The organism is Streptomyces sp. XD-27, from assembly GCF_030553055.1.
Lineage (GTDB): Bacteria > Actinomycetota > Actinomycetes > Streptomycetales > Streptomycetaceae > Streptomyces.
Genome location: NZ_CP130713.1, coordinates 4,624,077 through 4,649,909, shown reverse-complemented (window position 1 = coordinate 4,649,909; position 25,833 = coordinate 4,624,077). Strand labels below are relative to the sequence as shown.

The 25,833-nt window shown below is 72.4% G+C and carries 23 protein-coding genes; 12 read left to right on the top strand and 11 right to left on the bottom strand.

Annotation, left to right across the window (positions count from 1 at the left end; genetic code table 11):
* Nucleotides 1-58: 58 nt before the first annotated feature.
* The 3 genes from Q3Y56_RS20015 (at nt 59) to Q3Y56_RS20005 (ending at nt 3,348) form a co-directional block, all read left to right on the top strand.
* Nucleotides 59-1,114: a DUF3558 domain-containing protein gene (locus Q3Y56_RS20015; RefSeq protein WP_304463250.1), complete on the top strand. Its 1,056-nt coding sequence runs from the start codon at nt 59-61 to the stop codon at nt 1,112-1,114.
* A 112-nt stretch (nt 1,115-1,226) separates the two neighbouring features.
* Nucleotides 1,227-1,910, top strand: a complete 684-nt coding sequence (locus tag Q3Y56_RS20010) for a hypothetical protein (protein WP_304463249.1) — start codon at nt 1,227-1,229, stop codon at nt 1,908-1,910.
* A gap of 136 nt (nt 1,911-2,046) precedes the next feature.
* Nucleotides 2,047-3,348, top strand: a complete 1,302-nt coding sequence (locus Q3Y56_RS20005) for a DUF2637 domain-containing protein (RefSeq protein ID WP_304465696.1) — start codon at nt 2,047-2,049, stop codon at nt 3,346-3,348.
* A gap of 95 nt (nt 3,349-3,443) precedes the next feature.
* Here the strand turns inward: Q3Y56_RS20005 and lysS are convergent, their stop codons facing one another.
* Nucleotides 3,444-5,213, bottom strand: coding sequence for a lysine--tRNA ligase (gene lysS / locus Q3Y56_RS20000; protein ID WP_304463248.1), 1,770 nt, complete (start codon nt 5,211-5,213; stop codon nt 3,444-3,446).
* 126 nt (nt 5,214-5,339) lie between these two features.
* Here lysS and argS point away from each other — a divergent pair, with 126 nt between their 5' ends.
* On the top strand, nt 5,340-7,106 hold the full coding sequence (argS, locus tag Q3Y56_RS19995) for an arginine--tRNA ligase (RefSeq protein WP_304463247.1): 1,767 nt from the start codon (nt 5,340-5,342) through the stop codon (nt 7,104-7,106).
* Nucleotides 7,107-7,244: 138 nt separating this feature from the next.
* Here the strand turns inward: argS and Q3Y56_RS19990 are convergent, their stop codons facing one another.
* Nucleotides 7,245-8,873, bottom strand: coding sequence for an alpha/beta hydrolase (locus tag Q3Y56_RS19990; RefSeq protein ID WP_304463246.1), 1,629 nt, complete (start codon nt 8,871-8,873; stop codon nt 7,245-7,247).
* A gap of 252 nt (nt 8,874-9,125) precedes the next feature.
* On the opposite strand from Q3Y56_RS19990, the gene Q3Y56_RS19985 reads away from it, so the two are divergent.
* Nucleotides 9,126-10,274, top strand: coding sequence for an alanine--glyoxylate aminotransferase family protein (locus Q3Y56_RS19985; RefSeq protein ID WP_304463245.1), 1,149 nt, complete (start codon nt 9,126-9,128; stop codon nt 10,272-10,274).
* An 84-nt stretch (nt 10,275-10,358) separates the two neighbouring features.
* On the opposite strand, the gene Q3Y56_RS19980 is transcribed toward Q3Y56_RS19985, so the two are convergent.
* Nucleotides 10,359-10,778, bottom strand: coding sequence for an ATP-binding protein (locus tag Q3Y56_RS19980; RefSeq protein ID WP_304463244.1), 420 nt, complete (start codon nt 10,776-10,778; stop codon nt 10,359-10,361).
* 185 nt (nt 10,779-10,963) lie between these two features.
* On the opposite strand from Q3Y56_RS19980, the gene Q3Y56_RS19975 reads away from it, so the two are divergent.
* From Q3Y56_RS19975 to Q3Y56_RS19960, 4 genes are read left to right on the top strand one after another with little or no spacing between them, the layout of a single operon-like run.
* Complete coding sequence (locus Q3Y56_RS19975) at nt 10,964-11,809, top strand: helix-turn-helix transcriptional regulator (protein ID WP_304463243.1); 846 nt, start codon at nt 10,964-10,966, stop codon at nt 11,807-11,809.
* A gap of 11 nt (nt 11,810-11,820) precedes the next feature.
* Entirely contained in the window at nt 11,821-12,024 is a 204-nt protein-coding gene (locus Q3Y56_RS19970) for a DUF397 domain-containing protein (protein ID WP_304463242.1), read from the top strand.
* Nucleotides 12,021-12,245 carry a hypothetical protein gene (locus Q3Y56_RS19965; RefSeq protein WP_304463241.1) on the top strand — a complete coding sequence of 75 codons (225 nt, stop codon included), beginning with the start codon at nt 12,021-12,023 and terminating at the stop codon, nt 12,243-12,245. Before Q3Y56_RS19970 ends, Q3Y56_RS19965 begins: the two co-directional genes overlap by 4 nt.
* 50 nt (nt 12,246-12,295) lie before the next feature.
* Nucleotides 12,296-12,847: a S41 family peptidase gene (locus tag Q3Y56_RS19960; protein WP_304463240.1), complete on the top strand. Its 552-nt coding sequence runs from the start codon at nt 12,296-12,298 to the stop codon at nt 12,845-12,847.
* 63 nt (nt 12,848-12,910) lie between these two features.
* On the opposite strand, the gene Q3Y56_RS19955 is transcribed toward Q3Y56_RS19960, so the two are convergent.
* Nucleotides 12,911-15,601 (bottom strand): NACHT domain-containing NTPase, encoded by a 2,691-nt coding sequence (locus tag Q3Y56_RS19955; protein WP_304463239.1) that lies wholly within the window; start codon nt 15,599-15,601, stop codon nt 12,911-12,913.
* 233 nt (nt 15,602-15,834) lie between these two features.
* Here Q3Y56_RS19955 and Q3Y56_RS19950 point away from each other — a divergent pair, with 233 nt between their 5' ends.
* Nucleotides 15,835-16,407 (top strand): hypothetical protein, encoded by a 573-nt coding sequence (locus Q3Y56_RS19950; RefSeq protein WP_304463238.1) that lies wholly within the window; start codon nt 15,835-15,837, stop codon nt 16,405-16,407.
* A gap of 72 nt (nt 16,408-16,479) precedes the next feature.
* On the opposite strand, the gene Q3Y56_RS19945 is transcribed toward Q3Y56_RS19950, so the two are convergent.
* Nucleotides 16,480-17,025, bottom strand: a complete 546-nt coding sequence (locus Q3Y56_RS19945) for a hypothetical protein (RefSeq protein WP_304463237.1) — start codon at nt 17,023-17,025, stop codon at nt 16,480-16,482.
* Between the two features lie 96 nt (nt 17,026-17,121).
* On the opposite strand from Q3Y56_RS19945, the gene Q3Y56_RS19940 reads away from it, so the two are divergent.
* Both Q3Y56_RS19940 and Q3Y56_RS19935 read left to right on the top strand, forming a co-directional pair.
* Complete coding sequence (locus tag Q3Y56_RS19940) at nt 17,122-17,463, top strand: PadR family transcriptional regulator (RefSeq protein ID WP_304463236.1); 342 nt, start codon at nt 17,122-17,124, stop codon at nt 17,461-17,463.
* Entirely contained in the window at nt 17,460-18,251 is a 792-nt protein-coding gene (locus tag Q3Y56_RS19935; protein WP_304463235.1) for a permease prefix domain 1-containing protein, read from the top strand. The genes Q3Y56_RS19940 and Q3Y56_RS19935 overlap by 4 nt, the downstream gene beginning before the upstream one ends.
* A 65-nt stretch (nt 18,252-18,316) precedes the next feature.
* On the opposite strand, the gene Q3Y56_RS19930 is transcribed toward Q3Y56_RS19935, so the two are convergent.
* From Q3Y56_RS19930 to Q3Y56_RS19905, 6 genes are all read right to left on the bottom strand, one after another.
* A complete protein-coding gene (locus Q3Y56_RS19930; RefSeq protein WP_304463234.1) occupies nt 18,317-19,300 on the bottom strand; it encodes a hypothetical protein in 984 nt (327 codons plus the stop codon).
* Nucleotides 19,301-19,434: 134 nt separating this feature from the next.
* A complete protein-coding gene (hemB, locus tag Q3Y56_RS19925) occupies nt 19,435-20,445 on the bottom strand; it encodes a porphobilinogen synthase (RefSeq protein WP_304465695.1) in 1,011 nt (336 codons plus the stop codon).
* 23 nt (nt 20,446-20,468) lie between these two features.
* Nucleotides 20,469-22,133: a bifunctional uroporphyrinogen-III C-methyltransferase/uroporphyrinogen-III synthase gene (locus Q3Y56_RS19920; RefSeq protein ID WP_304463233.1), complete on the bottom strand. Its 1,665-nt coding sequence runs from the start codon at nt 22,131-22,133 to the stop codon at nt 20,469-20,471.
* On the bottom strand, nt 22,130-23,191 hold the full coding sequence (gene hemC, locus Q3Y56_RS19915) for a hydroxymethylbilane synthase (protein WP_304463232.1): 1,062 nt from the start codon (nt 23,189-23,191) through the stop codon (nt 22,130-22,132). Before hemC ends, Q3Y56_RS19920 begins: the two co-directional genes overlap by 4 nt.
* Complete coding sequence (gene hemA / locus Q3Y56_RS19910; protein ID WP_304463231.1) at nt 23,188-24,792, bottom strand: glutamyl-tRNA reductase; 1,605 nt, start codon at nt 24,790-24,792, stop codon at nt 23,188-23,190. The genes hemC and hemA overlap by 4 nt, the downstream gene beginning before the upstream one ends.
* On the bottom strand, nt 24,789-25,580 hold the full coding sequence (locus Q3Y56_RS19905; RefSeq protein WP_304463230.1) for a redox-sensing transcriptional repressor Rex: 792 nt from the start codon (nt 25,578-25,580) through the stop codon (nt 24,789-24,791). Before Q3Y56_RS19905 ends, hemA begins: the two co-directional genes overlap by 4 nt.
* Between the last annotated feature and the right edge of the window lie 253 nt (nt 25,581-25,833).

Here is a 25,833-nt window from a genome sequence, read left to right as displayed (position 1 = left end):
GTCTTCACCCCCCGCCGTGCGGCGGCAAACAGTTTTCGCCCGAAGGGAGCCGCGGACCGTGGAGCCAGCGCAGCGGAAGGCGTGCGTACCGGGCCGTGCACCGGCCGTCGCCGTACTGGCCGTACTGGCCGCGTTCACCGCCGTGACCAGCGGCTGCACCACCTCCGACTCCGCGGCGCCCAGCATCCAGGACGGCAAGCCGGGGCTCGCGGGGCGGACGGCCACGGCCGAGCCGGGGAAGTACCGGAACCTCCCCGAGGCATGCGGCTCCGTCAGCCCCAAGACGCTCAAGACGCTGCTCCCCGGCGCCGACGAGGAGTCGGAGGAGGAGGCCGAGAAGGTCTACGCGGGCGAGGCCGCGGTGACCTTCGACACCGACCGCAACGTCGGCTGCCGCTGGAAGCTGGAGACGCCCGCCGGCAGTCGCCATCTCACGCTGGACTTCGAGCGCGTGGTCTCGTACGACCCCCAGGTCAGCGACGACGACCGGGCGCTCGCGGTGTACGCGAAGAAGGCGGCCGCGGCGCATGTCCCGGCCGCCGCGCAGCCCCCGTCGTCCGGCCCGGACGGCGAGCGGGACGAGGACGAGGACGACAAGACCGGCAAGACCGACGCGCCCGGGAAGGGCGAGGACCCGGCCAAGAGGAAGAGATCGCCCTCCGCGCCGTCCGCCGGTTCCGGCGGGGACTCCGGCTCCGGCGGGGACTCCGGCTCCGGCGGGGGCTCCGGCTCCGACTCCGCTTCCGGCGAGGACAAGGACCCCGGCGCGGACGACCCGGACTCCGGAAAGCCCGACGACGCAGGCGGCGACGCGGGCGCCGAGGGCGACGACAGCGACAGCAGCGGCGACAGCGGCAGCAGCGACGACGCCGAGACCGCCGCCCCCCGCCTCCTCGACGACCTCGCCGACGACGCCTTCCTCGACGACAAGCTCGCCACCGCCGACTCCGGCGTGCACCGCGACATCACCATCGTCTTCCGCTCCTCCAACGTGATCGTCACCATCGAATACGACCAGTGGTCGAGTGACAAAGCCCACATCCCCGACAGCGCCGAACTCCAGGAAAACGCCGAGGACCTGGCCCAGGAGCTGACCGGACGCTTCGGCGGGTGAGGCCCCGTCTCCCCGCGGAACCCGAACGGGCGACCACGCCGCCCGCGTACCGTGCTCTGTAGCCACGAGGGCGGGACAGCCCCGCCCCGCGACCGAGAATGAGCTTGAGACCATGCGCCGAACAGCCCCGCGACTCGCCCGTGTCCTCGCCTGCGCCGCCGTACCGGTGATGCTCGTCGCCGGATGCAACGACTCCGGCTCCGGCTCCGACGACAAGAAGAAGGACGCCTCCCCGTCCGCCACTCCGTCGCCGACGGTCGCGCCCGCGAAGTTCCGCAAGCTTCCCGAGCCGTGCGAGAGCCTGTCCGGCAAGACGATCGAGAAGCTCGTTCCCAAGGCGAAGAACGAGAAGGGCAAGGCCCTCCCCAGCTCCGACAAGAACGACGCGGGCGCCTGCCTGTGGACCGGTCTGGACGGGTACCAGTACCGCTCGCTCACCCTCTCCTTCAAGCGCTTCGACTCCGAGCTCTCGCAGGGCACCGGCGACAAGCAGGCCGAGGCCTACGCCTCCGACCAGGCCGACAAGGCGGGCAAGGCCGACGGCGCGAAGGACGCCAAGCGCGGCGAGGCAGCGATCGGCGACGCCGCCACGACCGTCCGCACGAAGGCCAAGAAGGGCCGCGACGAGTTCCTGAACCAGACCGTCGTGGCGCGCACCGCCAACGTCGTCGTCACCGTCGAGTACGACGGCACCGGCTACGAGGACGCCAAGGCGCCGGACGCCGAGAAGCTGCTCAAGGGCGCCGAGGACATCGCCAAGGAGGCCGTGGAGTCGGTCGCCTCCGCGAACAAGTAGCGCGAGCAAGGAGCTCCGAGCGGGGACCATGGGGCGGACACGCCGTGCCGCCCCTCCCCGCCGCCCCGCCTTGACGTGTATGCGACGCTGAGCGCTGCCGATTGCCGAGGGCGGGGAGGGATCGCGGGTGGCCGCGATGCAGCTGACACGTACGCACCGAATACTCATCGGCGTGGTCGTCACCGGTGCCATAGTGATCGCCGGTATCGGCTTCGCCGGCTCCTACGCCGCCGTCCGCGACCTCGCGCACGACAAGGGGTTCGGCGGCTTCTCGGACGTCTTCCCCATCGGCGTGGACGCGGGCATCGTCGTCCTGCTGGCCCTGGACCTGCTGCTCACCTGGCTCCGCATCCCGTTCCCCCTGCTGCGCCAGACGGCCTGGCTGCTGACCGCCGCCACCATCGCGTTCAACGGCGCGGCCAGCTGGCCCGACCCGCTCGGGGTCGGGATGCACGCCGTGATCCCGGTGCTGTTCGTGGTCTCCGTGGAGGCGGCGCGGCACGCGATCGGCCGGATCGCCGACATCACCGCGGACCGGCACATGGAGTCGGTCCGCGTCGCCCGCTGGCTGCTGGCACCGGTGCCCACCTTCCGGCTCTGGCGCCGGATGAAGCTGTGGGAGCTGCGGTCGTACGACGAGGTCATCAAGATCGAGCAGGACCGGCTGATCTACCGCGCGCGGTTGCGGGCCCGGTACGGGCGCGCGTGGCGGCGCAAGGCGCCGGTGGAGTCGCTGATGCCGCTGCGGCTGGCGCGGTACGGGGTGCCGCTGGCCGAGACCGCCGAGGCGGGACTGGCCGCCGCGGGCATCGAACCCGCCCCCACCCGACCCGCGCTCCCGGCAGCGGAAGCGCCGGTGGCGGACGTACCGGCGGCGTACGCGCCGGTAGTGGACGCACCGGTGGTGGACGCACCGATGGTGGACGCACCTGTGGCGCACGCGCCAACGGCGGTCGGGCCGACGGCGGGCCCCCACGCCCCGGCCGCCGCCGAGACGCCAGGGCCCGCCGCCGCGCAGCCGCAGGCGCTACCGCAGTCGGTGCCGCTGCCCGTCTACCAGCCGGACGAGGCGTACGCGCCGGACGAGGCCTACCGACCTGACGAGACGTACGGGAACGAGCAGCCGCATCCACATCCGCAGCAGAACACCCCGTACGCCGCCGAACCGCCGTACCCCGGCGGGCAGGTGACGGTGCCGGTGTCGCCGGGCCGGGTGCGCAACCTCGGCGTCCCCGACGACGTGCCGCGCGAGGAGCTGTACTACGCCGCCTTCCGCCGGCATTACGAAGAGCACGGCAAGTTCCCCTCGCATTACCAGTTCGGCCGGAGGCTGCAGGAGATGTACGGGATCAGCGAGCTGAGCGCCGACGAGCTGCGGGCGCTGGTGGACGAGTGCCGGGAGCGGCACCGCGAGATGAACGTCGAGCACATCCCGTAGACGCACCAGAGACGCACCAGGAGACGCCGTCCCCTAACGAGTCGGGGCCCGTGGCATGCAGCCACGGGCCCCGACTCAGTGCGCGCGCGTCGCGATTACGCGCCGAGCAGGTGCCGCACCCGGTCGGCACCCACCGCCAGGAGCAGGGTGGGCAGCCGCGGGCCGGTGTCACGTCCGACGAGCAGCTGGTAGAGCAGCGCGAAGAAGGTCCGCTGGGCGACCTTCAACTCCGGGGTGGGCTTGGCGTCTGCCGCGAGTCCCGCCTGGAGCTTCGGCACGCCGTAGACCAGTGTGGTGAGGCCGTCCAGCGACCAGTGCTCGTCCAGCCCGTCGAGCAGCAGCCGCAGCGACTCCCGCTCGGTGTCGCCGAGGGAGCCGAGCAGTTCGGTGTCCGGCTCCTCGCGCACGCGGGTGCGCTGGTCGGCCGGGACCTGGGTGGTGATCCAGCGCTCGGCCTTGTCCAGCCGGGGCCGGGTGTCGTCGAGGGACTTCACCGGGTTGGCCGGGTCGAGGTCGCTGAGGATGCGCAGCGTCTGCTCGTCGTGGCCGGTGGTGATGTCCACGACCGAGGCGAGCGTGCGGTACGGCAGCGGGTGCGGGGTGCGCGGCAGATCACCGGCGGCGGTGCGGGTGGCCCGGCTGTAGGCGGCGGCGTCGGCGGGCTGGACGGCCCCGTCGGCGATCTTCCGCTCCAGCGCGTCCCACTCGTCGTACAGCCGCTGGATCTCCTGGTCGAAGGCGATCTTGAAGGACTGGTTGGGCTTGCGGCGCGCGTACAGCCAGCGCAGCAGCGGGGCCTCCATGATCTCCAGCGCGTCGGCCGGGGTCGGCACGCCGCCCTTGGAGCTGGACATCTTGGCCATGCCGCTGATGCCGACGAAGGCGTACATCGGCCCGATGGGCTGCTCGCCGCCGAAGACCTCCTTCACGATCTGGCCGCCGACGACGAAGGAGGAGCCGGGCGAGGAGTGGTCCACGCCGGACGGCTCGAAGACCACGCCCTCGTACGCCCAGCGCATCGGCCAGTCGACCTTCCACACCAGCTTGCCGCGGTCGAACTCGCTGAGGCGGACGGTCTCGGTGTGCCCGCACTGGCAGGTGTAGGTCAGCTCGGTGGTCTCGTCGTCGTAGGCGGTGACCGTGGTCAGGTCCCGCTCGCAGGCGCCGCAGTACGGCTTGTACGGGTAGTAGCCCGCGCCGCCCGCGCTGCCGTCGTCCTCGCTGGCCGCGCCGGATCCCTCGGCGGCGGCCTCGGCGGCCGCAGCGTCGGCCTCGTCCAGCTTGCCCTTCTGCTGCTGCTTCTTGGCCGCGGGCTTCGCGCCGGGCTTGTCCTTGGTGCGGTAGCGGTCCAGGACGGCGTCGATCTGCCCGCGGTGGCGCATCGCGTGCAGGATCTGCTCGCGGTAGACGCCGGAGGTGTACTGCTCGGTCTGGCTGATGCCGTGGAACTCCACGCCCAGCTCGCTCAGCGCCTCGATCATGGGCGCCTTGAAGTGCTCGGCCCAGTTCGCGTACGGGCTGCCGGGCGGGGCCGGGACCGAGGTCAGCGGCTTGCCGATGTGCTCGGCCCAGGACGGGTCGACGCCGGCCGGGACCTTGCGGTACCGGTCGTAGTCGTCCCACGAGATGATGTGGACGCACTCGTGGCCGCGGCGCCGGATCTCGTCGGCGACCAGGTGCGGGGTCATGACCTCGCGGAGGTTGCCCAGGTGGATCGGGCCGGACGGGCTGAGGCCCGAGGCGCAGACGATCGGTTTGCCCGGGGCGCGACGCTCCGCCTCGGCAATGACCTCGTCCGCGAAACGGGAGACCCAGTCGGTCTCGGTGCTCTGAGCCACGTTCGGCACTTCCTTCCTAGCGGTCATGGCGTCGACCATTCTCCCAGACGGAGGGGGCGCGCTCAGGGTTGCCGGTTTACCAGAGAAATGGCCGGACCCGCCGTGGGATACTTGGCTGACCCTTCGCACCTCTAAAGGAATGGCACCCATCCCATGGCCTCGGTCCCTTCCCTTGCCGCTTCGGTCCACCAGCGCGTCGCGGACGCCCTCTCGGCTGCCCTGCCGGAGGCCGGTTCCGCGGACCCGCTGCTGCGACGAAGCGACCGGGCGGACTTCCAGGCGAACGGGATGCTGGCGCTGGCCAAGAAGCTGGGCGGCAACCCGCGCGAGCTGGCGGCCAAGGTCGTCGAGGCGCTGCCCGCCGGCGGTCCCGGTGACGTGATCTCCGGGATCGAGGTCTCCGGCCCCGGGTTCCTCAACATCTCCATCGCCGACCGGGCGATCGTCGAGACCCTCGCCGCGCGGGCCGCGGACGAGCGGCTCGGCGTGGCGCCGGCCGAGCAGCCGGGCACCACCGTCATCGACTACGCCCAGCCGAACGTGGCCAAGGAGATGCACGTCGGCCACCTGCGGTCGGCGGTGATCGGCGACGCCATGGGGCGGATCCTGGAGTTCGCGGGCGAGAAGGTGATCCGCCGCCACCACATCGGCGACTGGGGCACCCAGTTCGGCATGCTGATCCAGTACCTGATCGAGCACCCGCACGAGCTCGACCACAAGGACGCGGCCGTCTCCGGCGAGGAGGCGATGTCGAACCTGAACCGCCTCTACAAGGCCGCGCGTGCCCTGTTCGACTCCGACATGGACTTCCGGGACCGGTCCCGCCGCCGCGTGGTGGAACTCCAGGCCGGCGACGAGGAGACCCTCGCCCTGTGGCGGAAGTTCGTGGACGAGTCGAAGATCTACTTCTACTCGGTCTTCGACAAGCTCGACATGGAGATCCGGGACCCGGACGTGGTCGGCGAGTCCGGCTACAACGACATGCTGGCCGAGACCTGCCGGCTGCTGGAGGAGTCCGGTGTGGCGGTGCGCTCGGAGGGCGCGCTGTGCGTGTTCTTCGACGACGTCAAGGGCCCGGACGGCAACCCGGTGCCGCTGATCGTGCAGAAGTCCGACGGCGGCTACGGCTACGCGGCCACCGACCTGTCCGCCATCCGCGACCGCGTGCAGGGCCTGAGCGCCGACACCCTGCTGTATGTGGTGGACGCCCGCCAGTCGCTGCACTTCAAGATGGTCTTCGAGACCGCCCGCCGGATCGGCTGGCTGAACGACGAGGTGCATGCCGTTCAGCTCGCCTTCGGCACGGTGCTGGGTAAGGACGGCAAGCCGTTCAAGACCCGTGAGGGCGAGACGGTCCGGCTGGTGGACCTGCTGGACGAGGCGATCGAGCGGGCCTCGGCGGTCGTCCGCGAGAAGGCGCAGGACCTGACCGACGAGGAGATCGCCGAGCGCGGCACGCAGGTCGGCATCGGAGCGGTGAAGTACGCGGATCTTTCCACGTCGGCCTCCCGTGACTACAAGTTCGATCTGGACCAGATGGTGTCGCTCAACGGCGACACGTCCGTCTACCTCCAGTACGCGTACGCCCGTATCCGCTCGATCCTGCGCAAGGCGGGCGACACGCGCGCCGTCGCGCACCCGGAGCTGGCGCTGGCCCCGGCCGAGCGGGCGCTCGGGCTGCACGCGGACCAGTTCGCGGAGACCCTGCGGGAGGTCGCAGCGGAGTACGCCCCGCACAAGCTGGCCGCGTACCTCTACCAGCTGGCGTCGCTGTACACGACCTTCTACGACCAGTGCCCGGTCCTGAAGGCCGAGACCCCCGAGATGGTCGAGAACCGCCTGTTCCTGTGCGACGTGACCGCCCGCACCCTGCACCAGGGCATGGCCCTGCTGGGCATCCGCACCCCCGAGCGCCTCTGAGCACTCCGACCGGCCGGTCCGGGGACGTCCGGGATGTACCACCCCCGGTCGGCCGGTCCCGGTCGGCCGGTCCCGGCTACGAAGGCCCCGCCGCTCCCCTGTGACGGCGGGGCCTTCGCCGTGTGCGCCCGGCCACCGTCACGCCGCGGGGCAGGAGACGTCCCGTGCCGGGCGGTCCCCGCGGACCAGGAAGTCGGTGACCGCGGCATCCCCGCACGCGTTGCCGTTGGCCCGGTACGCGCCGTGGCCCACCGCGTCCACGGTCACCATGCGGGCCCGGCCGCCGAGCGCCTCGCGCATCCTCAGCGCCCCGACCAGCGGCGTGGACGGGTCACGCCGGTTCTGGATCATCAACACGTTCGACGGGCCGCCGGGGGTGATGCGCACCGGCTTCTCCTTCGGCGCGTACGGCCAGAAGGCGCACGGCATCAGGTTCGCCGGCAGCCCGGCCGTCAGCGGGTGGGTCCTGCGGCTCTCGGCGACGTCCCGCTCGTAGTCCGGTATCGAGGCCGGCCAGCTCACGTCGTTGCATATCGTCGCCGCGGAGACGGCCACCGAGGACTGCAGGGCCTCGTCCGGCGGGGTGTTCGGCGCGGGCAGCGGCGAGCCGTCCCGGGCCGCGCGTATCAGTCGGGCCAGGGCAGGGAAGCGCGTCGTGGAGTACAGAGCGTCCAGCAGGCTCTGGCGCAGCACGTTGCCGTTGAGCTCGGCGGGGTTGGCACCGGGCCACGGGATCGGCGCCCGGTCCAGCCGGGCCGCGAGCTTCAGGAACAGCGGCCGGACCTCGTCCGCCGAGTCGGCCAGCCGGTGCGGGTTGCCCGGGTCGGCGGCCCATGCCGCGAAGTCGGGGAACGCGTCCTCCACCCCGGTGGCGTAGTTGGCCAGCCAGCCGCGTGCCACCCGCTTCGGGTCCGGGTCGTCGCTGCTGTCCAGCACCCAGCGGTCGGTGCGGCGCGGGAACATCTGCGCGTACACGGCGCCCGCGTACGTCCCGTACGACACGCCCCACGCCGACAGCTTCCGCTCCCCCAGCGCCTGTCGGATGCGGTCGATGTCCCGCGCCTCGTTGGCAGTGCTGATGCTGCGCAGCACCGGCCCGCCGTTGCGCGCGCAGGTCTGGGCGAGCCGGCGGCCTGTGGACACGTTCCGCTCGATACCGCCGTCCGCGTCGGGCCACGGCCGCAGGTGGACCAAGGCCAGGTCGTCATGGGCCAGTCCGCAGCTGATCGGTGTACTGCCGCCCAGGCCGCGCGGATCGAATCCCACGATGTCGTACGCGTCCCGCACGGAGCGCGGCAGCTTCTTCCCGAGCGTGGACGGCCTGTTGATGCCGGAGCTGCCCGGTCCGCCGGGGATCAGCAGCAGCGTGCCCCGCCGCGCCTGCGGCCGTTCGCTGCGCACGCGGGATATGGCGAGCGTGATCTGCGCGCCGCGCGGCTTGGCGTAGTCCAGCGGCACGGAGATCGTGGCGCACTCCTGCCGGGGGTCGAGGTCCGCCCCGGTGCAACGCTTCCAGCCGGGGGTGGCGGGGGCCGCGCCGGTACGGGCTGCGTGGGGCGTCCGTGTACGGGCGGCAGCGGCCGGGACTGTACGCGCTCCCTCGGCACTGGCTGCCGGAGCTGTACGCGCTCCCTCGGCACTGGTTGCCGGGGCTGTACGCGCGTCCTTGGCACTGGCGGCCGGGGCCGCCGCGACGAGGGTCGCGAGCAGGGACGCGGCCAGGACCGGCGTGGAGACGAGAGCTGCCGTGCGGCTGTCGATTCGCATGTGTTCAGCGTCCCGGACCGGCGGTCCGACTCCCATCCCGCCAACTCCCGTCTTCTCAGGGGGGTTAGCACTACCGCGCGCAGTACGGTCCGCGCTCCCCCGGCGTGCGCCGACAGCGCGCGACGGCCCTCGACGGCCCGTGCGGTGCTCTCGCGCGCCGTGCGCTTTCGCACGCTGTACGCTCGGCCGAGGCGCCCGGCGGCCGTCCCGGCCCGGTGGCGCCCGCCCGCCGACCGTACGAAGTGAGCCACCGTGTCCGACGTGTCCGACGCCCGCGCCCTCCTCCTCGACCAGCCGCCGCTGACCGCCGACCGCTTCGCCGCCATCGAACGGCGGGTCGCCGAGGTGATGCGCACCGACGCCGACGTGATCGTCATGCAGGGCGAGGCGCTGCTGCCGCTGGAAGGCTGCATCCGCAGCGCCGCGCGCCCCGGCGCGACCGCGCTCAACGTGATCACCGGCCCGTACGGGCAGACGTTCGGCGGCTGGCTGCGGGACTGCGGCGCCGCGGTCGTGGACATCGAGGTGCCGTACGACACGGCCGTCTCCGCCGAGCGCATCGCCGCCGCGCTCGCCGAGCACCCCGGCACCGAGTTGGTCTCCCTCGTCCACGCCGAGGCCGCGACCGGCAACACCAATCCGGTCGCGGAGATCGGCGAGGTGGTGCGCGAGCACGGCGCCCTCCTCATGCTCGATGCCGTCGCCTCGGTCGCGGCCGAGCCGCTGGAGACCGACGCGTGGGGCGTGGACCTGTGCGTGATCGGCGCGCAGAAGGGCATGGGCGGCCCGGCGGGCGTCTCGGCGGTGTCCGTCAGCGAGCGCGCCTGGGACCGTATCCGCGCCAACCCGCGCGCCCCGCGCCGCTCCTATCTCTCCCTGCTGGACTGGAAGGAGCGCTGGATCGACACCGGCCGGGCCGTACTGCCGCACGCCCCGGCCCAGTTGGAAATGCTGGCGCTGGAGGCGTCGATCGACCGTATCGAGGCCACGGGCGGCCTGGCCGCGGCCATCACCCGGCACCGCGCGGCGGCGGCCGCCACCCGCGCGGGGACGCTGGCGCTGGCCGACGGCGGCACGCGCGGTGTGGACCGGCTGCGCCCGTACGTCGCCGAGGCCCGCGACGCCGCCCCGGTGGCGACGACGCTGCGCGCCCCCGCCGCGCTGGACGCGCGCGACCTGGTGGCGGCGTCGGTGGCGGCCGACTCCCTGCCCCTGGTGGCGGGCGGCGGCGCCCTGGCCAAGGAGATGATCCGGGTCAACCACTACGGGCCGGACGCGAGCCTGGAGACGGTCGTACGGACCCTGTCGGCACTGGCGGGCGCGCTGCGGGCGGCGGGGTTGCGGGCGGACGGGGATGCGGCTGTGGCGGCAGCCGAGGCCGCCTGGTCGGCGGCGGTCTGAGGGACGCCGAACGGGCGGTCCGGGTTCGGCCCGCGACGCCGCCCCGAACGGCACGGGGCAGGGGCCGACCTGACGGGGACGGCCTCACGCCTCGGGCCACGTCCCGTCCAGTTCGAACCAGATCGTCTTCCCGCTCCCGAATAACCCGTCGTCCATCGCCAGCCCGCCCCACGCGTCGGCGCACAGCTCCACCAGGGCGATGCCCCGGCCCTGCTCGGCGTCCTCGTCCACATCCTTGTGGACGGGAAAGTTGGCGCTGGTGTCCCACACGCTGACGCGCACCCGCTCCCCTTCCCGCCGTACCCGCATGGACGCTGGGCCCTCCGTGTGGCGGAAGGAGTTGGTGACGAGCTCGGAGGTCAGAAGTTCGGCGGTGTCGGCGAGTTCGCGGGTTCCGCCGTGTTCTTCGAGGATCAGGCGGAGGGCCCGGCGGGCGATGCGCGGGGCGAGGGGGTCGTGCGGAAGTTGGAGCGTGTAGTCCCAGCCGGGCGATGGCAGCAGCACGGAAGCCTCCGATGGATAGGCGGAGTTGACTCACGCGGGGCCGACGCCGATGCGTGAGCGCTGTGCGACACACCGTAGAGCATCCGAGTACATCCATTCACTCGAACACAGAAGATGCATCTAAGAACAGACCGTTGTGGGTGAGTGGCAGACTGTGGTGGACGAGGAAGAGAGGGCTTGCACCGATGAGGACAGCGCCAACGGTCCGCCAACAGCGCCTGGGTGCGGAGCTGCGCAAGCTTCGCGAACGCGCGGGGATGACAGCCACTCAGGCAGGCGCTCGCCTTGGCGCTGACCAGGCCCGCGTCAGCAACATCGAGACCGGGCGAGCGGGGATCAGCGCGGCGCGGGTGCGCATCCTGGCGGAGATGTACGGGTGCACCGACCAGGGGTTAATCGAAGCTCTTGCCGTGATGCCGCCGGGGCGCAAACGCCGCTGGTGGGAGGAGTACCGGGAGATCCTGCCCGCCGCCATGCTCGACATCACCGAACTGGAGCACCATGCGGTGGCGTTGCGCACGGCTCAGACATCCAGCCTGCCTGGCCTGCTCCAGACCGCCGCGCACGCCCGCGTGGTCTTCGACCAGATGGTGCCGCCGCTGCCTCCCCACGAGGTGGAGCACCGCGTCTCGCATCGCATCAAGCGGCAAGCGGTCCTCTTCGGGGACTCCCCGATCGCGTATACGGCGGTCATTCACGAAGCGGCGCTGCGCATGCGGTTCGGCGGCAGAAGGACCACCCGCGCCCAGCTCGAGCACATCTTGGCAGCGAGCGAACGCGACAACATCACCGTGCTCGTCATCCCCTTCGAGGCCGGCGAATACCCTGGCTCGGGGCAGACGATCCTCTACGCCGCCGGGCCGGTACCCCAACTCGACACGGTTCAGCTGGACCAGTGGCACGGCCCGTGCTTCCTGGATGCCGAGGACCAGCTCGCCAACTACCGCAACATTCTTGAACGGCTGGAATCGTTGGCGCTGAAGCCCGAAGAGTCCCGTGACCTCGTCCGGACCATCGTCCAGTCCCTATGAAAGGCGTCAACGTGCCAACGCTGGAATGGCAGAAGTCCTCCTATTGCCAGACGGGCAACAACTGCCTGAACGTGGCCGCCGCCCCCGACGACACCATCCACCTCCGCGAAAGCGAGCACCCCGGCACCGTGCTCGCCATCACCCCCGGCACCCTGCGCGGCTTCATACGCGCCGCCAGAGCAGGCCGTTTCGACCGGCTCGCCGACGAGCGATGAAGGCCCGGTGGCGTGCCGCCGCCCTCGTGATGGCCGCCCTGCTCGCGGTAGGCACCGGGTGTTCCGGTCGCGGCGACGGCGGATCGCCGGGCCGGGACATGTCGCCGCAGGCGCGTGACTACCTCAGCCACGTGCTTGACCTCATGGAGCAGAAGTTCCTGCGCCGCTCCCAGGTCGACTGGGACGAGGTCCGTTCGCGTACCTCTCCCTGCCCGGCGTAGAGGGCGCGCGGGACACCCTCGACGCATACGTACGGCAAGGCCGGACCGCCGTGGCCACCGCCGATCGCGACGGGGCCTGCGGCTGGGCGGTGGACCTGCGCCCGAGCACCGGCGGCGACATGGGGCCGTTGTTCGCCGTCGTCGCGCGCGTCCTGGGGGACGGGGACGTCGGCGCCTTCGTCGCGGCGGACGGTGAACGGGGTGTGCTGACGGTCAAGGACGGGCGGCTGCGCCATGGCCCCGCCTTCCCGCCCGCTCCTTCCGTATCCCGGAAGAACCCTCCCGTCGCCGTGCTCATCGACGACAACACCGCCAGTGCGGGCGAGATCCTCGCCCTGGCGTTCCATGGACGCCCGCAGACCCGGTTCTTCGGCACCCCGAGCGCCGGTCGCACCACCGGCAACGTCAGCCACCGGCTCTCCGACGGCGCCGCCCTCGTCCTCACCGAGACCAGGGACGCCGACCGCACCGGGAAGGTCTACGACGGCCCCATCGCCCCCGACGAGGAGTTCCTGGCGGACCGCCGGGACGTCGGCACCGACCGGGGCCGGGCCCTCGGCGCCGCCACGGCCTGGCTCGGCGAGCAGCCCGGCTGCCGGTGACGGGGGCGCAACGCGCCTCGGCCCCCGGTGCACGGCGGTGAGTCGCCCGGCACACGCACGTCGTCAGCCGCGGATGACCTGGACGCCCTCCGGAACGCCCGTCACCCGCTGCGTCGCCGGGACCTGGAGGGTGGCGAGGTTCGGGAAGGCGCTGAGCCATGCCATGTGTTCGCCGACGTCGTGCATGAGCCACAGGTATGTGAGCGAGTCCGACGCGATGCCCTCGACCAGTTGGGCCGGGCCCAGTGCGCCGGTGACCTGCACACACGGCCGCCCGCCGAGGCGGCGCAGCGCGTGTAGCTCCTCCAGGCTGGAGACGGGGAACTCCAGCTCGTGCGGGTCGAGATGGGCGATGATCTCGTCGGCGTAGCGGTCGGTGTCGTACCGCCGCCAGGCGCCCGCCAGCGTGCTGCGGACCACCCAGGAGGGGTGGTCCCGCAGGCGGGTGAGGTAGTCGATCGCGCGGTCGTCCGCCACCGAGGTCGCGGTGACCGCGAGCCGGTGCGCGTCCGCCTCCGGGACGCCCACCGGGTCGGGCAGCATCTCCAGCACGATCGCCCCGATCCAGCCGAGCGCCCGCGCCCCCTCCAGCGAGGTGGGACGCACCAGGTCGCGGGTGTAGCGGTGGACGCGGGTCCGGACCTCCGGGTCCACCTCGGTGGCGTGCTCCAGGCAGGCGGCCGCCAGCAGCTTGCGGTGCCGCGACTCCACCGGCCGGACGCCCTTGCGGGCCGCCAGCAGCCCGTCCAGCAGATACGCGCACTCGTCGGGCCTGGCCAGCGCCACTGACATGCGGACGACCTCCTCCCAGTCGTCCTGGTGGGCATGGTTGATGAGGAAGTCGAAGTCGTGCCGCTCGACGGCCGCCCGCGCGCTGAGGTAGTCCTGGAACGTGCGGTGCACGAAGTCCACCGAGCCGGGGGTGGGCTCGCGCAGCAGCCCGGTGCGGTTGAGCAGATGGCGGTAGATGTCCTCGGGGCCGCCTTGTTCCGCGGCGTGCGGGATGGCGGGCAGGTGCTGGGCGAGGGTGTCGATCGCGACCGTACGGTCCATCTCGGAGCGGCCGTTGACCAGCATCCAGTACGCGAGCTTCTGCAGCAGCTGGACCTTGGGCTCCTGGGTGAGGTCGATGCCGTCGGTGTTGTGCATGTCGCGCTCGCGGTCGCGCCGCTCCAGCAGCATCGACAGCGCCGCGTCGTACAGGGCCTTGCGGCCGCGCGGCAGATAGCCGCGCCGGTCCCGGTGCAGGGCGCAGATCAGCCCGCACATCAGCGGATTGGTGGCGAGGCGGCCCAGGTCCCGGGTGATCCGCACCGTGCGGAGCAGGGTCTGCTCGTAGTGGTCGATACGGTCCAGGTCGGTGGCGTCCTCCTCGCGGGCCGCCGCGTGCCAGCGCTGGATGAACGCGGTGACCGCCTCGCGGCTGAGCGGGGCCAGCCGCAGCTCCACGAAGCCCTCCGAGGTCAGCCAGTTCTCCCGCACGGCGGAGGGCCGCGAGGTCACCAGCCACACATTGCCCGGGTAGTGCGCGAGCAGGCGGGCCAGTTCGCGCCGCAGCCGCTCGCGGTCGCCTTCGGGGGCCTCGTCGATCCCGTCGACGAGCAGCAGCGCGCGCCCCTGGGCCATCACCCGCTCGGCCCAGCCGCGCGGCTGGGCGCCGGCACGCGGATAGCGCACGGCGGACAGGAACTCCTCCGGTACGGGAAACACGGGGAAGCCGTCGCGGCTGCCGTGGCCCCGGCTGAAGCGGCGCACCGGCAGCACGAACGGGACCCGCCCGCGCAGCGTCTCCAGCGCCTTGGGCAGCTCGCCGCGGGCGACGGCGACCGCCAGCCACTGTACGAGGGTGGTCTTGCCGGAACCGGCGACGCCGCGGAGCAGCACCCGGTCCCGTCCGGAGAGCGCCTGTTCGGCGGGGAGCACCGGCTGCGGGCCTGTCCCGCCGGGCACGGACTGGGGGCCCGTTCCGCCGGACACGGACACGGACTGGGTCGGCGGCTGCCCCTGGGTCGGCAGTTGCCCCTCGGTCGGCGGTTGCCCGATCTCCGCCTCCAGGCCGAGGTACGCGGTCTCCAGCGACCAGCTGTCGGGCGAGTGCGCCAGGTCGATGCCGTAGATGGTGAGGTGATTGTGGCTGGTGACGATGTCGGCCGCGTACCGCTCCTCGAACGACGCATCCTCGGCCGACTGCCCCGGGTGCCGCCGGACCAGCTCGTCCACCCGGGCCCGGATCCGCGCCAGCTCGCGGGTCTGCGCGACCAGTGTCGCGGCGACGAAGGTGGACCGCTGGGTGAAGAAGTGCAGGATGTGCAGGCAGGCGGTCTCCACCAGGGCCGCGTGGAAACGCGCCCCGTCGGCGGAGAGTCCGCGTTCCGCCCCGGGCGCCGCGGCCCGCAGCCGCCGGGCGAACGCCTGGTGCCCGAGCCCTACGGCCTGCGCGTCCTCCAGATCGATCGTCCCGAGCGCACACAGCGTGCGGGCGAGCGCCTCCGCGACCGCCCGCACCTCGTCGGCCGCGACGGGCCGCTCCCCGGGCGCCGCGGAGTCCAGCGCCCGCTCGACGAGCGTGCCGGCGAGTGCGGTCAGGTCCCGTTCGCTCAAGGTCCGCTGCTCCCCGCGGAACGAGACCAGTGAGGAGATCCGCACCGCCCGCTCCACGATCCCGGCTCCGGGCCCCTCCTGTACGAACAGCTTCCGCACCAGCGGCATGACGGCGCTTGAGGCGATGCGGATGGCGATGGCGGCTGGTTCCACGCGTTCCCCCCGACGACGGCTGCGGTCTTCCGGCCTTCTCGACTTCCCTCTGCCGTCCGTACTAACCGTGTCCGCCAACCCGTGTCCGCCAACGGCCGCCCGCTGACCAACACCCTGCGCCTCGCGATGAATTCGCCACGCCGCTGGCCGAAAGCCGACGGGCGCACAACCTCGCCGCGCGAAGGACCGTCTCACCTCACGTACCTGCACACAATCCTTTCTGGGGGTAATTCATGCGACGGTTGGGCACTACGCTGGCGGCGATCACGCTGGCGGGCGCCGGAGTCGCGGGGGTGGCCGGGACGGCGGGGGCCGCCACGCTCGGCGACGGTGCGGCCAAGGGGACCGTGGCCTGCGCGACGAACTGGGGCAAGGGCGAGAAGTCGCGCACGGACGCCGCCGGCGACTCGCTGACCAGCATCCGCACCGGCAAGCACGACTGCTTCGACCGTTTGGTCTTCGACATCAAGGGCGGGGCCAGCGGCAAGATCGGCTACCACGTCGGCTACGTCAAGAAGTTCTACCAGGACGGCTCCGGCGAGGAGATCCCCGTCAAGGGCGGGGCCATCCTCCAGATCTACGTCAACGCGCCGAGTTACGACGACGGCAAGGAGACCTACCCGGGCCGGGCCGGGAAGCCGCTGCCGGGCGTGGACATCAAGGGCTACAAGACCTTCAAGGACACCAAGTTCGGGGCGAGCTTCGAGGGCCAGACCCAGGTCGGTGTCGGCGTCCGCGCCAAGCTGCCGTTCCGGGTGACCCAGTCCGGTGACCGCCTGATCGTGGACGTCGCCCACGCCGGGTGACCCGTACGTACGCGAAGGCCCGCCCCGGCCGCACAGCGATGTGCGGCCGGGGCGGTCTCGTTCCTGCCCGCCCTATCCGCCCGTGGTGGAACCGGGGCGGAAGATCATCAGGACGACGACGACCGTCCAGAGGATGTTAAAGACGCCGGTGGACATGGCCAGCCGGGCCGCCACGGCCGACAGCCCGGCCTCCGTGACCCTCTTCTCCTTCGCCACAGTCCCCTCCTCCGCGGTCCCCTCCCCCGCGGCCCCCTCCTCCGCGTCTCCCTCCCCCGTCAGCGCCAGCATGCGCCGCTGGCCGGGCAGGATCGTGAGCGCCAGGATCGCCGCGGCTATCACGGTCAGCACGAGCGACGTGATCAACCACGCGTCGGTGAGGACACCGAGCTCGGAGGCGGTCGCGATCCCGAAGACCGGGACGGTGACACCGGCGACGGCGTAGGCGCCGCAGATCCGGTGCAGGAACACGGCGACCCCGGCGGCCCGCCCGCCTCCCGCGGCCTCCCCGCCGAGCACCGCCTGCTTCGCATAGCGGGGGAAGAGCGACGCGGCCACGGTGATCGACCCGACCACCAGGATCGCCGCGACGATATGGACGGACAGCAGCACCTTGGTCACCGCGGGGCCTCCGAGACGGTCCGAGATCTGAATACTGGATGCGTTGGCTACCAATACATACACTGCCTACACCAACTTTAGGTAGGCTGCCTACTCATGAGGGCAGACGCGGTGCGAGGACACCTGGACGGGTTGCTGCTCGCCGTACTGGAACCGGGCCCGCTGCACGGCTACGCGATCATCGCCGCGGTCCAATACCGCAGCGGCGGCGCGCTGGAGCTGCGCACGGGCACGATCTATCCGGCCTTGAACCGGCTGGAGCGGCTGGGGCTGCTGTGCAGCAGCTGGCAGTCCGTCGGGGAACGGCGGCGGCGCGCTTACGAGCTCACCGACGCGGGGCGGCGCCACCTGGCCGCCGAGCGGACGGCATGGAGCGAGTTCACCGCGGCGATCGGCTCCGTCCTCAACCCCGCCGCACCGCCCCGGACCGCCACATGAGCGCCGACCGCGCGACCACCGCGCCTCGGCAGGCCGCCCTCATCGCGGACCACGTCACAAACGACGTCGCGGACCACGTCGCGGACCCCGTCGCGGAGCACGTCGACGACCCCGTCGACGGCTACGTCGCGGACCTGACCGCCGCCCTGCACGGACCGGCCCGGACCAAGGCCCGGATGATCACGGAGATACGCGACGGCCTCGCGGACACCGTGGCGGCCTACGCCGACGACGGAGTGCCCCGCGAACAGGCCGCCCACCTGGCGGTGCGCGAGTTCGGGACCGTAGAGGAGCTCGTGCCGAGCTGCCAGCAGGAACTGACCATCGCTCAGGCGCAGCACACCGCCCGGGCCGTCGCCCTCACCGTCCCCTTCCTGATCGCCTGCTGGTACCCGATCTGGGCCACCGGCCGCGGCGGGGCAGGGCAACTCGCGCACGGATCAGATCTGTTGACAGCCGCCCTCGTCGGAGTCTCGGCCGCCGCCGCGCTGCTCGCGGTGGCCACGCTGGCCGCCACCGGCGCCCTCGCCCGCCGACTGCCCACCCCGCGGCGGCTGCCGCTCGCGGTCGCATGGACCGGCACCACCGCCAGCGTGGCCATGGCGCTCTCCGCGCTCACGCTCGCCACCGCGTCACCGCTCGGCACGAACTGGCCGCTGGCCGTGCTCGCCGGGGTGCTCACGGCCGCCTCGCACGGCCTGGTGGCGGCCTCGGCCCGTGCCTGCCGCCGCTGCGCCCGGCTGCCCGCCCGCCCTCCGTACGCGCAAGAGTGCCCCGCCTCACGATGAGGCGGGGCACTCGGGTCAGGTCACGCGCGCATCAGCGGATGCGGATACGCATACGCTGATGCGCGTCAGGCGTAGTAGTGGACCGTGCCGCGCAGCGCCGGCTTCCCGCCCTCGCAGTGCTGGACGAACGTCAACGCCAGCGCCTTCACCTTCCCGGCCTTGTCCGTCACCAGCTTCTTCACCGTGAACTCGCCGTTGCTGCGGTTGCAGCCCCGGCTGTTGTGCGTCACGTCCAGCTCCGCCGCGCCGTCGTCGCCCATGCGGTTGGCCTGGTAGGTCCTGCCCGCCTTCAGCGCCTCGTCGCCCGGCGCGGACAGCCGTACCTGCCACTGCTCACGCTTCCCGGAGACGTCGAGCCTGACGAAGCCGTTGGCAAGTCCGCTCAGTGAGAAGGTGCTGGTGGAGTTGGCGTGCGAACCGCTGCGGCCGCCCCCGATGTAGTCGCCCGCGTCACTGTTGTACGCGTACGAGAGCGGATAGGCGCCCACCTTCACGGTCCCCGTGAGCGGCGGGGCGTCCGCCGACTCGCAGTGCTGGGTGAAGGTGGCGTCGAGTACGGTCACCTTGCCCGAGGCGTCCGCCTTGATCTGATCGATCGCGAACTCCCCGTACACCTCGTTGCAGCCGCGCCCGTTGCCGTAGACGTCCAGCCCCGGCGCGCGCCCGGTCGCGAGGGACGCGCGTTCCGCGTCGCGGAAGACGCCGGGCCGCAGCTTCTCACCCGCCGGCGCGGCCAGATCGATGTCCCACCCGTCGGTGTCGTCGCTGTTGCGGATGGAGACGGTCAGCCGCTTGACGGTGCCGCTGACGGTGATCTTGTCGGCGGGCGCGGTGTACGAGCCGGAGCCGCCGCCCCCGATGTAGTCACCCGAGGCGCTGGTGAAGGAGTACGACGTCGCCGCCCGCGGAGCGGTGCCCGCGAGCGGCTCGGCGTGAGCCGGAGCGGTGGCGAGGCCCCCCAGCAGCCCCGTCGCCGCAAGAAGACCGATGGCGGCGCTCCTCGATACGGAGCGCCGCCACCCGATGTGCCTTCCGATGTGTCTGCGCACGGTCGTGATACCTCTCTCTGCGGAGCTGAACGCCTGCCGTGGCGTTCAACGCCCTCCCCCCGAGGGATCTTGGGCAGCTCAACATAACGAGATCACGACGCCGCGAGCACGTGATTTCGCGCCGCGTTCCCGTGCTACGCGTCCGCGCGCCGCAGCCGCTGGGCGACCTCCGTCGCCCAGTAGGTGAGGATCATGCCCGCGCCCGCCCGGCGGATGGAGGTCAGCGTCTCCATGATCGCCCGGTCGCGCTCGATCCAGCCGTTGGCGGCCGCGGCCTCGACCATCGCGTACTCGCCGGAGATCTGGTACGCGGCGACCGGCACGTCCACCGCGTCCGCGATCCGCGCGAGGATGTCCAGGTACGGCAGGGCCGGCTTGACCATGACCATGTCGGCGCCCTCGGCGAGGTCCAGCGCCAGTTCGCGCAGCGACTCGCGGGCGTTGGCCGGGTCCTGCTGGTACGTCTTGCGGTCGCCCTGGAGCGACGAGCCGACCGCCTCACGGAACGGGCCGTAGAAGGCGGAGGCGTACTTCACCGTATAGGCCAGGATGGAGACGTCCTGGCGGCCGATGCCGTCCAGCGCCTCGCGGATGACCCCGACCTGACCGTCCATCATGCCGCTGGGGCCGACCACGTGGACGCCCGCCTCGGCCTGCGCCCGCGCCATCTCGGCGTAGCGCTCCAGCGTGGCGTCGTTGTCGACCCGGCCGTCGGCGTCCAGGACCCCGCAGTGGCCGTGATCGGTGTGCTCGTCCAGGCACAGGTCGGACATGATGACGATCTCGTCGCCGACCTCGGCCTTCACGTCCCGGATGGCCACCTGGAGGATGCCGTTCGGGTCGGTGCCCGGCGTGCCGACGGCGTCCTTCTTCGACTCCTCCGGCACACCGAACAGCATGATGCCGCCGACGCCCGCCTCCACCGCCTCCACCGCGGCCTTCCGCAGCGTGTCGCGGGTGTGCTGGACGACGCCCGGCATGGCGGCCAGCGGCACCGGCTCGCTGACGCCCTCCCGTACGAAGGCGGGCAGGATCAACTCGGCCGGGTGCAGCCGGGTCTCGGCGACCATGCGCCGCATCGCAGGTGTCGTACGCAGCCGGCGCGGTCTCGCGCCCGGGAACCGCCCGTACGTACCGCTCGACACCGACCCGCCTGCCGCTGTACCGCTCAACTCCGTGCCCTCCTCCGAGATCCGGGCCGCCGCTCGCTCGGGCGCGTGACCGGGTCACCGGCCTCGATCGCGGCAGCGCGCCGCGCGGCGCCGAACTCCGCGAGCGCCTCGGCCAGCTTGTGCACCGAGGGCTCGGGCGACAGCACATCCACCCGCAGGCCGTGCTCCTCCGCGGTCTTCGCGGTGGCCGGGCCGATGCAGGCGATGACGGTGACATTGTGCGGCTTACCGGCGATGCCGACCAAGTTCCGCACGGTGGAGGAAGAGGTGAACAGCACGGCGTCGAAGCCGCCGCCCTTGATCGCCTCGCGGGTCTCGGCCGGCGGCGGCGAGGCGCGCACGGTGCGGTACGCCGTGACGTCGTCGACCTCCCAGCCCAGCTCGATCAGGCCCGCCACCAGGGTCTCGGTGGCGATGTCGGCGCGCGGCAGGAAGACCCGGTCGATCGGGTCGAAGACCGGGTCGTACGGCGGCCAGTCCTCCAGCAGCCCGGCCGCGGACTGCTCGCCGGACGGCACCAGGTCCGGCTTGACGCCGAACTCGATCAGCGACTTGGCGGTCTGCTCGCCGACCGCCGCGACCTTGATCCCGGCGAACGCGCGAGCGTCCAGGCCGTACTCCTCGAACTTCTCCCGCACCGCCTTGACGGCGTTCACGGAGGTGAAGGCGATCCACTCGTACCGGCCGGTGACCAGCCCCTTGACCGCGCGCTCCATCTGCTGCGGGGTACGCGGCGGCTCCACGGCGATGGTCGGCACCTCGCTGGGCACGGCGCCGTACGACCGCAGTTGGTCGGAGAGCGAGGCGGCCTGCTCCTTGGTGCGCGGCACCAGGACGTTCCAGCCGAACAGCGGCTTGGACTCGAACCAGGAGAGCTGGTCGCGCCGCTCGGCCGCGCTGCGCTCGCCGACCACGGCTATCACCGGCTGCGCGCCGTCCGGCGACGGCAGCACCTTGGCGGCCTTGAGCACCTGGGCGATCGTCCCGAGGGTCGCGGTCCAGGTGCGCTGCCGCGTCGTGGTCCCGGCGACGGTCACGCTGAGCGGGGTGTCGGGCTTGCGGCCCGCGGCGACCAGCTCGCCCGCGGCGGCCGCGACCGTCTCCAGGGTCGCGGAGACCACGGCCGTCGCGTCCGAGGAACCGACCTCGCTCCAGCAGCGGTCGTCGGCGGTACGGGCGTCGACGAAGCGGACGTCCGCGCCGCGCGCGTCCCGCAGCGGCACACCGGCGTACGCGGGCACGCCGACGGCGGCCGCGACACCGGGCACCACCTCGAAGGCGATGCCCGCGGTGGCGCAGGCGAGCATCTCCTCGGCGGCGTCACCGTCCAGGCCGGGGTCGCCGGCGACCGCACGGACGACCCGCTTGCCGCCGCGCGCGGCCGTCATGACAAGATTGGCGGTGTCCCTGAGTACGGGCACTCCGGCCGCGCTTGACGTGTCGTCAGCGCTGGTCTGCCGCGGCGTGCCCTGGGCATCCGCGGCGACGGACGCACGGACATGCGCACGGACCACGTCGAGCACTTGCGGATCCGCGATCAGCACATCCGCGGCGGCGAGTGCCTCCACGGCGCGCAACGTCAGCAGTCCGGGGTCTCCGGGGCCGGCACCGAGGAAGGTGACGTGTCCGCAGCCGGGGTGGTTAGGGGCGGTGGGGTTCAATGTGCTCGCTCCCCCATAAGACCGGCCGCACCCTTCGCGAGCATCTCGGCGGCGAGTTCGCGGCCGAGAGCGGCGGCGTCGCGGGGCGACGCGGGTACGGGACCGGTGGTGGACAGCTGCACCAACGTCGTGCCGTCGGTGGTGCCGACGACGCCGCGCAGGCGCATTTCGGTGACAGCCTGACCGTCGGCCAGCAAGTCGGCCAGCGCCCCCACGGGTGCGCTGCAGCCGGCCTCCAGGGCGGCGAGCAGGGAACGCTCGGCGGTCACGGCGAGCCGCGTGTGCGGATCGTCGAGCTCGGCGAGCGTGGCGGCGAGGTCCGCGTTGGACGCGGCACACTCGACTGCCAGGGCCCCCTGGCCGGGGGCGGGCAGAACATGGGCGGAGTCCAGGACCTCGGTGGCCTCGTCGATCCGGCCGATGCGGGTGAGGCCCGCGGCGGCCAGGACGACGGCATCGAGTTCTCCGGACCGCACGTATCCGATACGGGTGTCGACATTGCCCCGGATCGGCACGGCCTCGATCCGGTGCCCGGCGCCGAGCGACCGGGCCCAGGCGTTGAGCTGCGCCATCCGCCGCGGCGAGCCGGTGCCTATCCGGGCGGGCCGGGCGGGGTCCGCGGCGAGCTGCTCGAAGGTCAGCCCGTCACGGGCGACGAGGGCGTCGCGCGGGTCCTCGCGGCGCGGGATCGCGGCCAGCGCCAGGTCGTCGGGCTGGCCGGTCGGCAGGTCCTTGAGCGAGTGCACGGCGAAGTCGATCTCGCCGCGCAGCAGCGCGTCGCGGAGCGCGGAGACGAAGACTCCGGTGCCGCCGATCTGGGCGAGCGCCTCCCGGGAGGTGTCGCCGTACGTGGTGATCTCGACCAGCTCGACCGGGCGGCCGGTCAGCGCGCGCACCTTCTCGGCGATCTGGCCGGACTGCGCCATGGCGAGTGTGCTGCGCCGGGTGCCCAGGCGCAGCGGGGTGCCGCCGGTGGGGGTGCCGCCGGTGGCCGCCGCGCCGGTCTCGGGCGCGGCCGCGGTGGTCGCGGTGTCCTCAGGGAAGGCTGCGGTGGTCATGCCCGCCCTCCATTCACATCGTTCAGATCGGCCCGGCTGACGGCGGCGACCGCCTGCGGGTCGAGGTCGAAGAGTTCCCGCAGCGCGTCCGCGTACCCGGCGCCGCCGGGGGTGGACGCGAGCTGCTTGACCCGCACGGTGGGCGCGTGCAGGAGCTTGTCGACGACGCGGCGCACGGTCTGGGTGATCTCCGCGCGCTGCTTGTCGTCCAGGTCGGGGAGGCGCCCGTCGAGCCGGGCGATCTCGCCGGCGACGACGTCGGCGGCCATGGTGCGCAAGGCGACCACGGTCGGGGTGATGTGCGCGGCGCGCTGCGCGGCCGCGAACGCGGCGACCTCCGCCGAGACGATTCCGCGCACCCGGTCGACGTCGGCGGCCATGGGAGCGTCGGCGGACGCCTCGGCGAGGGTCTCGATGTCGACCAGCCGGGCGCCGTCGAGCCGGTGCACGGCGGCGTCGATGTCGCGCGGCATGGCGAGGTCGAGCAGGGCGACCTGCGCGTCCTGCCCGCCGGGACAGGCCGCGCGCTGGACGAACGCGGTCCGCAGGTCCTCGACAGTCAGCACGAGCCCGGTCGCGCCGGTGCAGGACACGACGATCTCGGCGTGCGGCAGCTCGGCGGCCACGGCGTCGATGGAGACGGCACGCGCGACGAGCGGGGCCGCGGTGACGTCGGCCGGGTGCACGGGGCACGCGGCCCCGGCCGTTCCGACAGCGGTGGCATCGGCGGCAGGATCGGCAGCCGCGGGCCGGCCGGCATCGGTGTGGGCGCCGGGCACGATGCCGATGACGTCGGCCACGCGCAGCGCGTCGGAGCCGGCGGCAGTGACGGTCGGCGCGGCACCGAACGCGGGCGGGACGGTACCCGCGCCGCTCGGCATACCCGCCGTACCCGCTCCGGTCCCGCGCCCGGCAAGGGCGTCGGCCAGGCGCTCCGCCCGCTCCAACGTCCTGTTGGCGATCACCAGTTCTGCCACACCCGCACGCGCGAGTGTCGTCGCGGCGAGGGACGACATCGAGCCCGCGCCGATGACCAGCGCGCGCTTGCCCGCCACCCAGTCCGCGACCGGCGTACCGGCGGCGAGCTGCTCCAGGCCGAAGGTGACCAGCGACTGGCCGGCCTTGTCGATCCCGGTCTCGCTGTGCGCCCGCTTGCCCACCCGCAGGGCCTGCTGGAACAGGTCGTTCAGCAGCCGCCCGGCGGTGTGCAGCTCCTGGCCGAGGGCGAGCGCGTCCTTGATCTGGCCGAGGATCTGCCCCTCGCCGACGACCATCGAGTCCAGTCCGCAGGCCACCGAGAACAGGTGGTGGACGGCGCGGTCCTCGTAGTGCACGTACAGATACGGGGTGAGCTCGTCCAGGCCGACGCCCGAGTGCTGGGCGAGCAGCGTGGACAGCTCGGCGACACCGGCGTGGAACTTGTCCACGTCGGCGTACAGCTCGATGCGGTTGCAGGTGGCCAGCACCGCCGCCTCGGCCGCGGGCTCGGCGGCCAGCGTGTCCTGGAGCAGCTTGGCCTGCTGGTCAGCGCTGAGCGCGGCGCGCTCCAGCACGCTCACCGGCGCGCTGCGGTGGCTCAGTCCGACGACGAGGAGAGTCATGCCGGCATCACGGCGGGCACATCCCCGTCCGGCCCCTGCTGTCGGCCGCCCTCGGTACCCGCGCCCGTCGGGGGCACGGGGGCGCGGACGGGCGCCGCCGGCTGCTCCAGCTCGGCCTCGGTGCCCTCGCCCGCCTTGCGCTGCTCGTGGAAGGCGAGGATCTGCAGCTCGATGGAGAGGTCGACCTTCCGGACGTCCACGCCGTCGGGGACGGTGAGGACGGTCGGCGCGAAGTTCAGGATCGAGGTGACTCCGGCGGCCACGAGCCGGTCGCAGACCTGCTGCGCGGCACCGGCCGGGGTGGCGATGACGCCGATGGAGACCCCGTTCTCCGTGATGATCTTCTCCAGCTCGTCGGTGTGCTGCACCGCGATGCCCGCGACGGGCTTGCCCGCCATCGCCGGGTCGGCGTCGATCAGGGCCGCGACCCGGAAGCCGCGGGAGGCGAAGCCGCCGTAGTTGGCCAGGGCCGCGCCGAGGTTACCGATGCCGACGATCACCACGGGCCAGTCCTGCGTCAGGCCGAGCTCGCGCGAGATCTGGTAGACGAGGTACTCCACGTCGTAGCCGACGCCCCGGGTGCCGTAGGAGCCGAGGTACGAGAAGTCCTTCCGCAGCTTCGCGGAATTGACCCCGGCGGCGGCCGCGAGCTCCTCGGAGGAGACCGTGGGGACCGAGCGCTCGGAGAGCGCGGTCAATGCGCGCAGATACAGCGGTAGCCGGGCGACGGTGGCCTCGGGAATCCCTCGGCTTCGGGTCGCCGGTCGGTGAGTTCGGCCAGTTGCCACGGTGCTCCTGCGGGTAGAGCGGGGCTGCGGGCGGCCGTGCGTCCCAAGACCGCCCCGTCGACAGCAGGCTATGTCTTTGTGAACGCGTGCACAAAGATGGTGTCCGCTTTGTCCGACCAAAGTGACCGGTGTCACGCACGATTTCCCGCTCATCATGGAACCAGGTATCGGGCCGCGCCGTTCCCGCCGTACGCGCCAGTAAGGAAGTCGCGGGTGCGCCGACGTGAGCACGCGCTGTCACCCCTTACCGCTA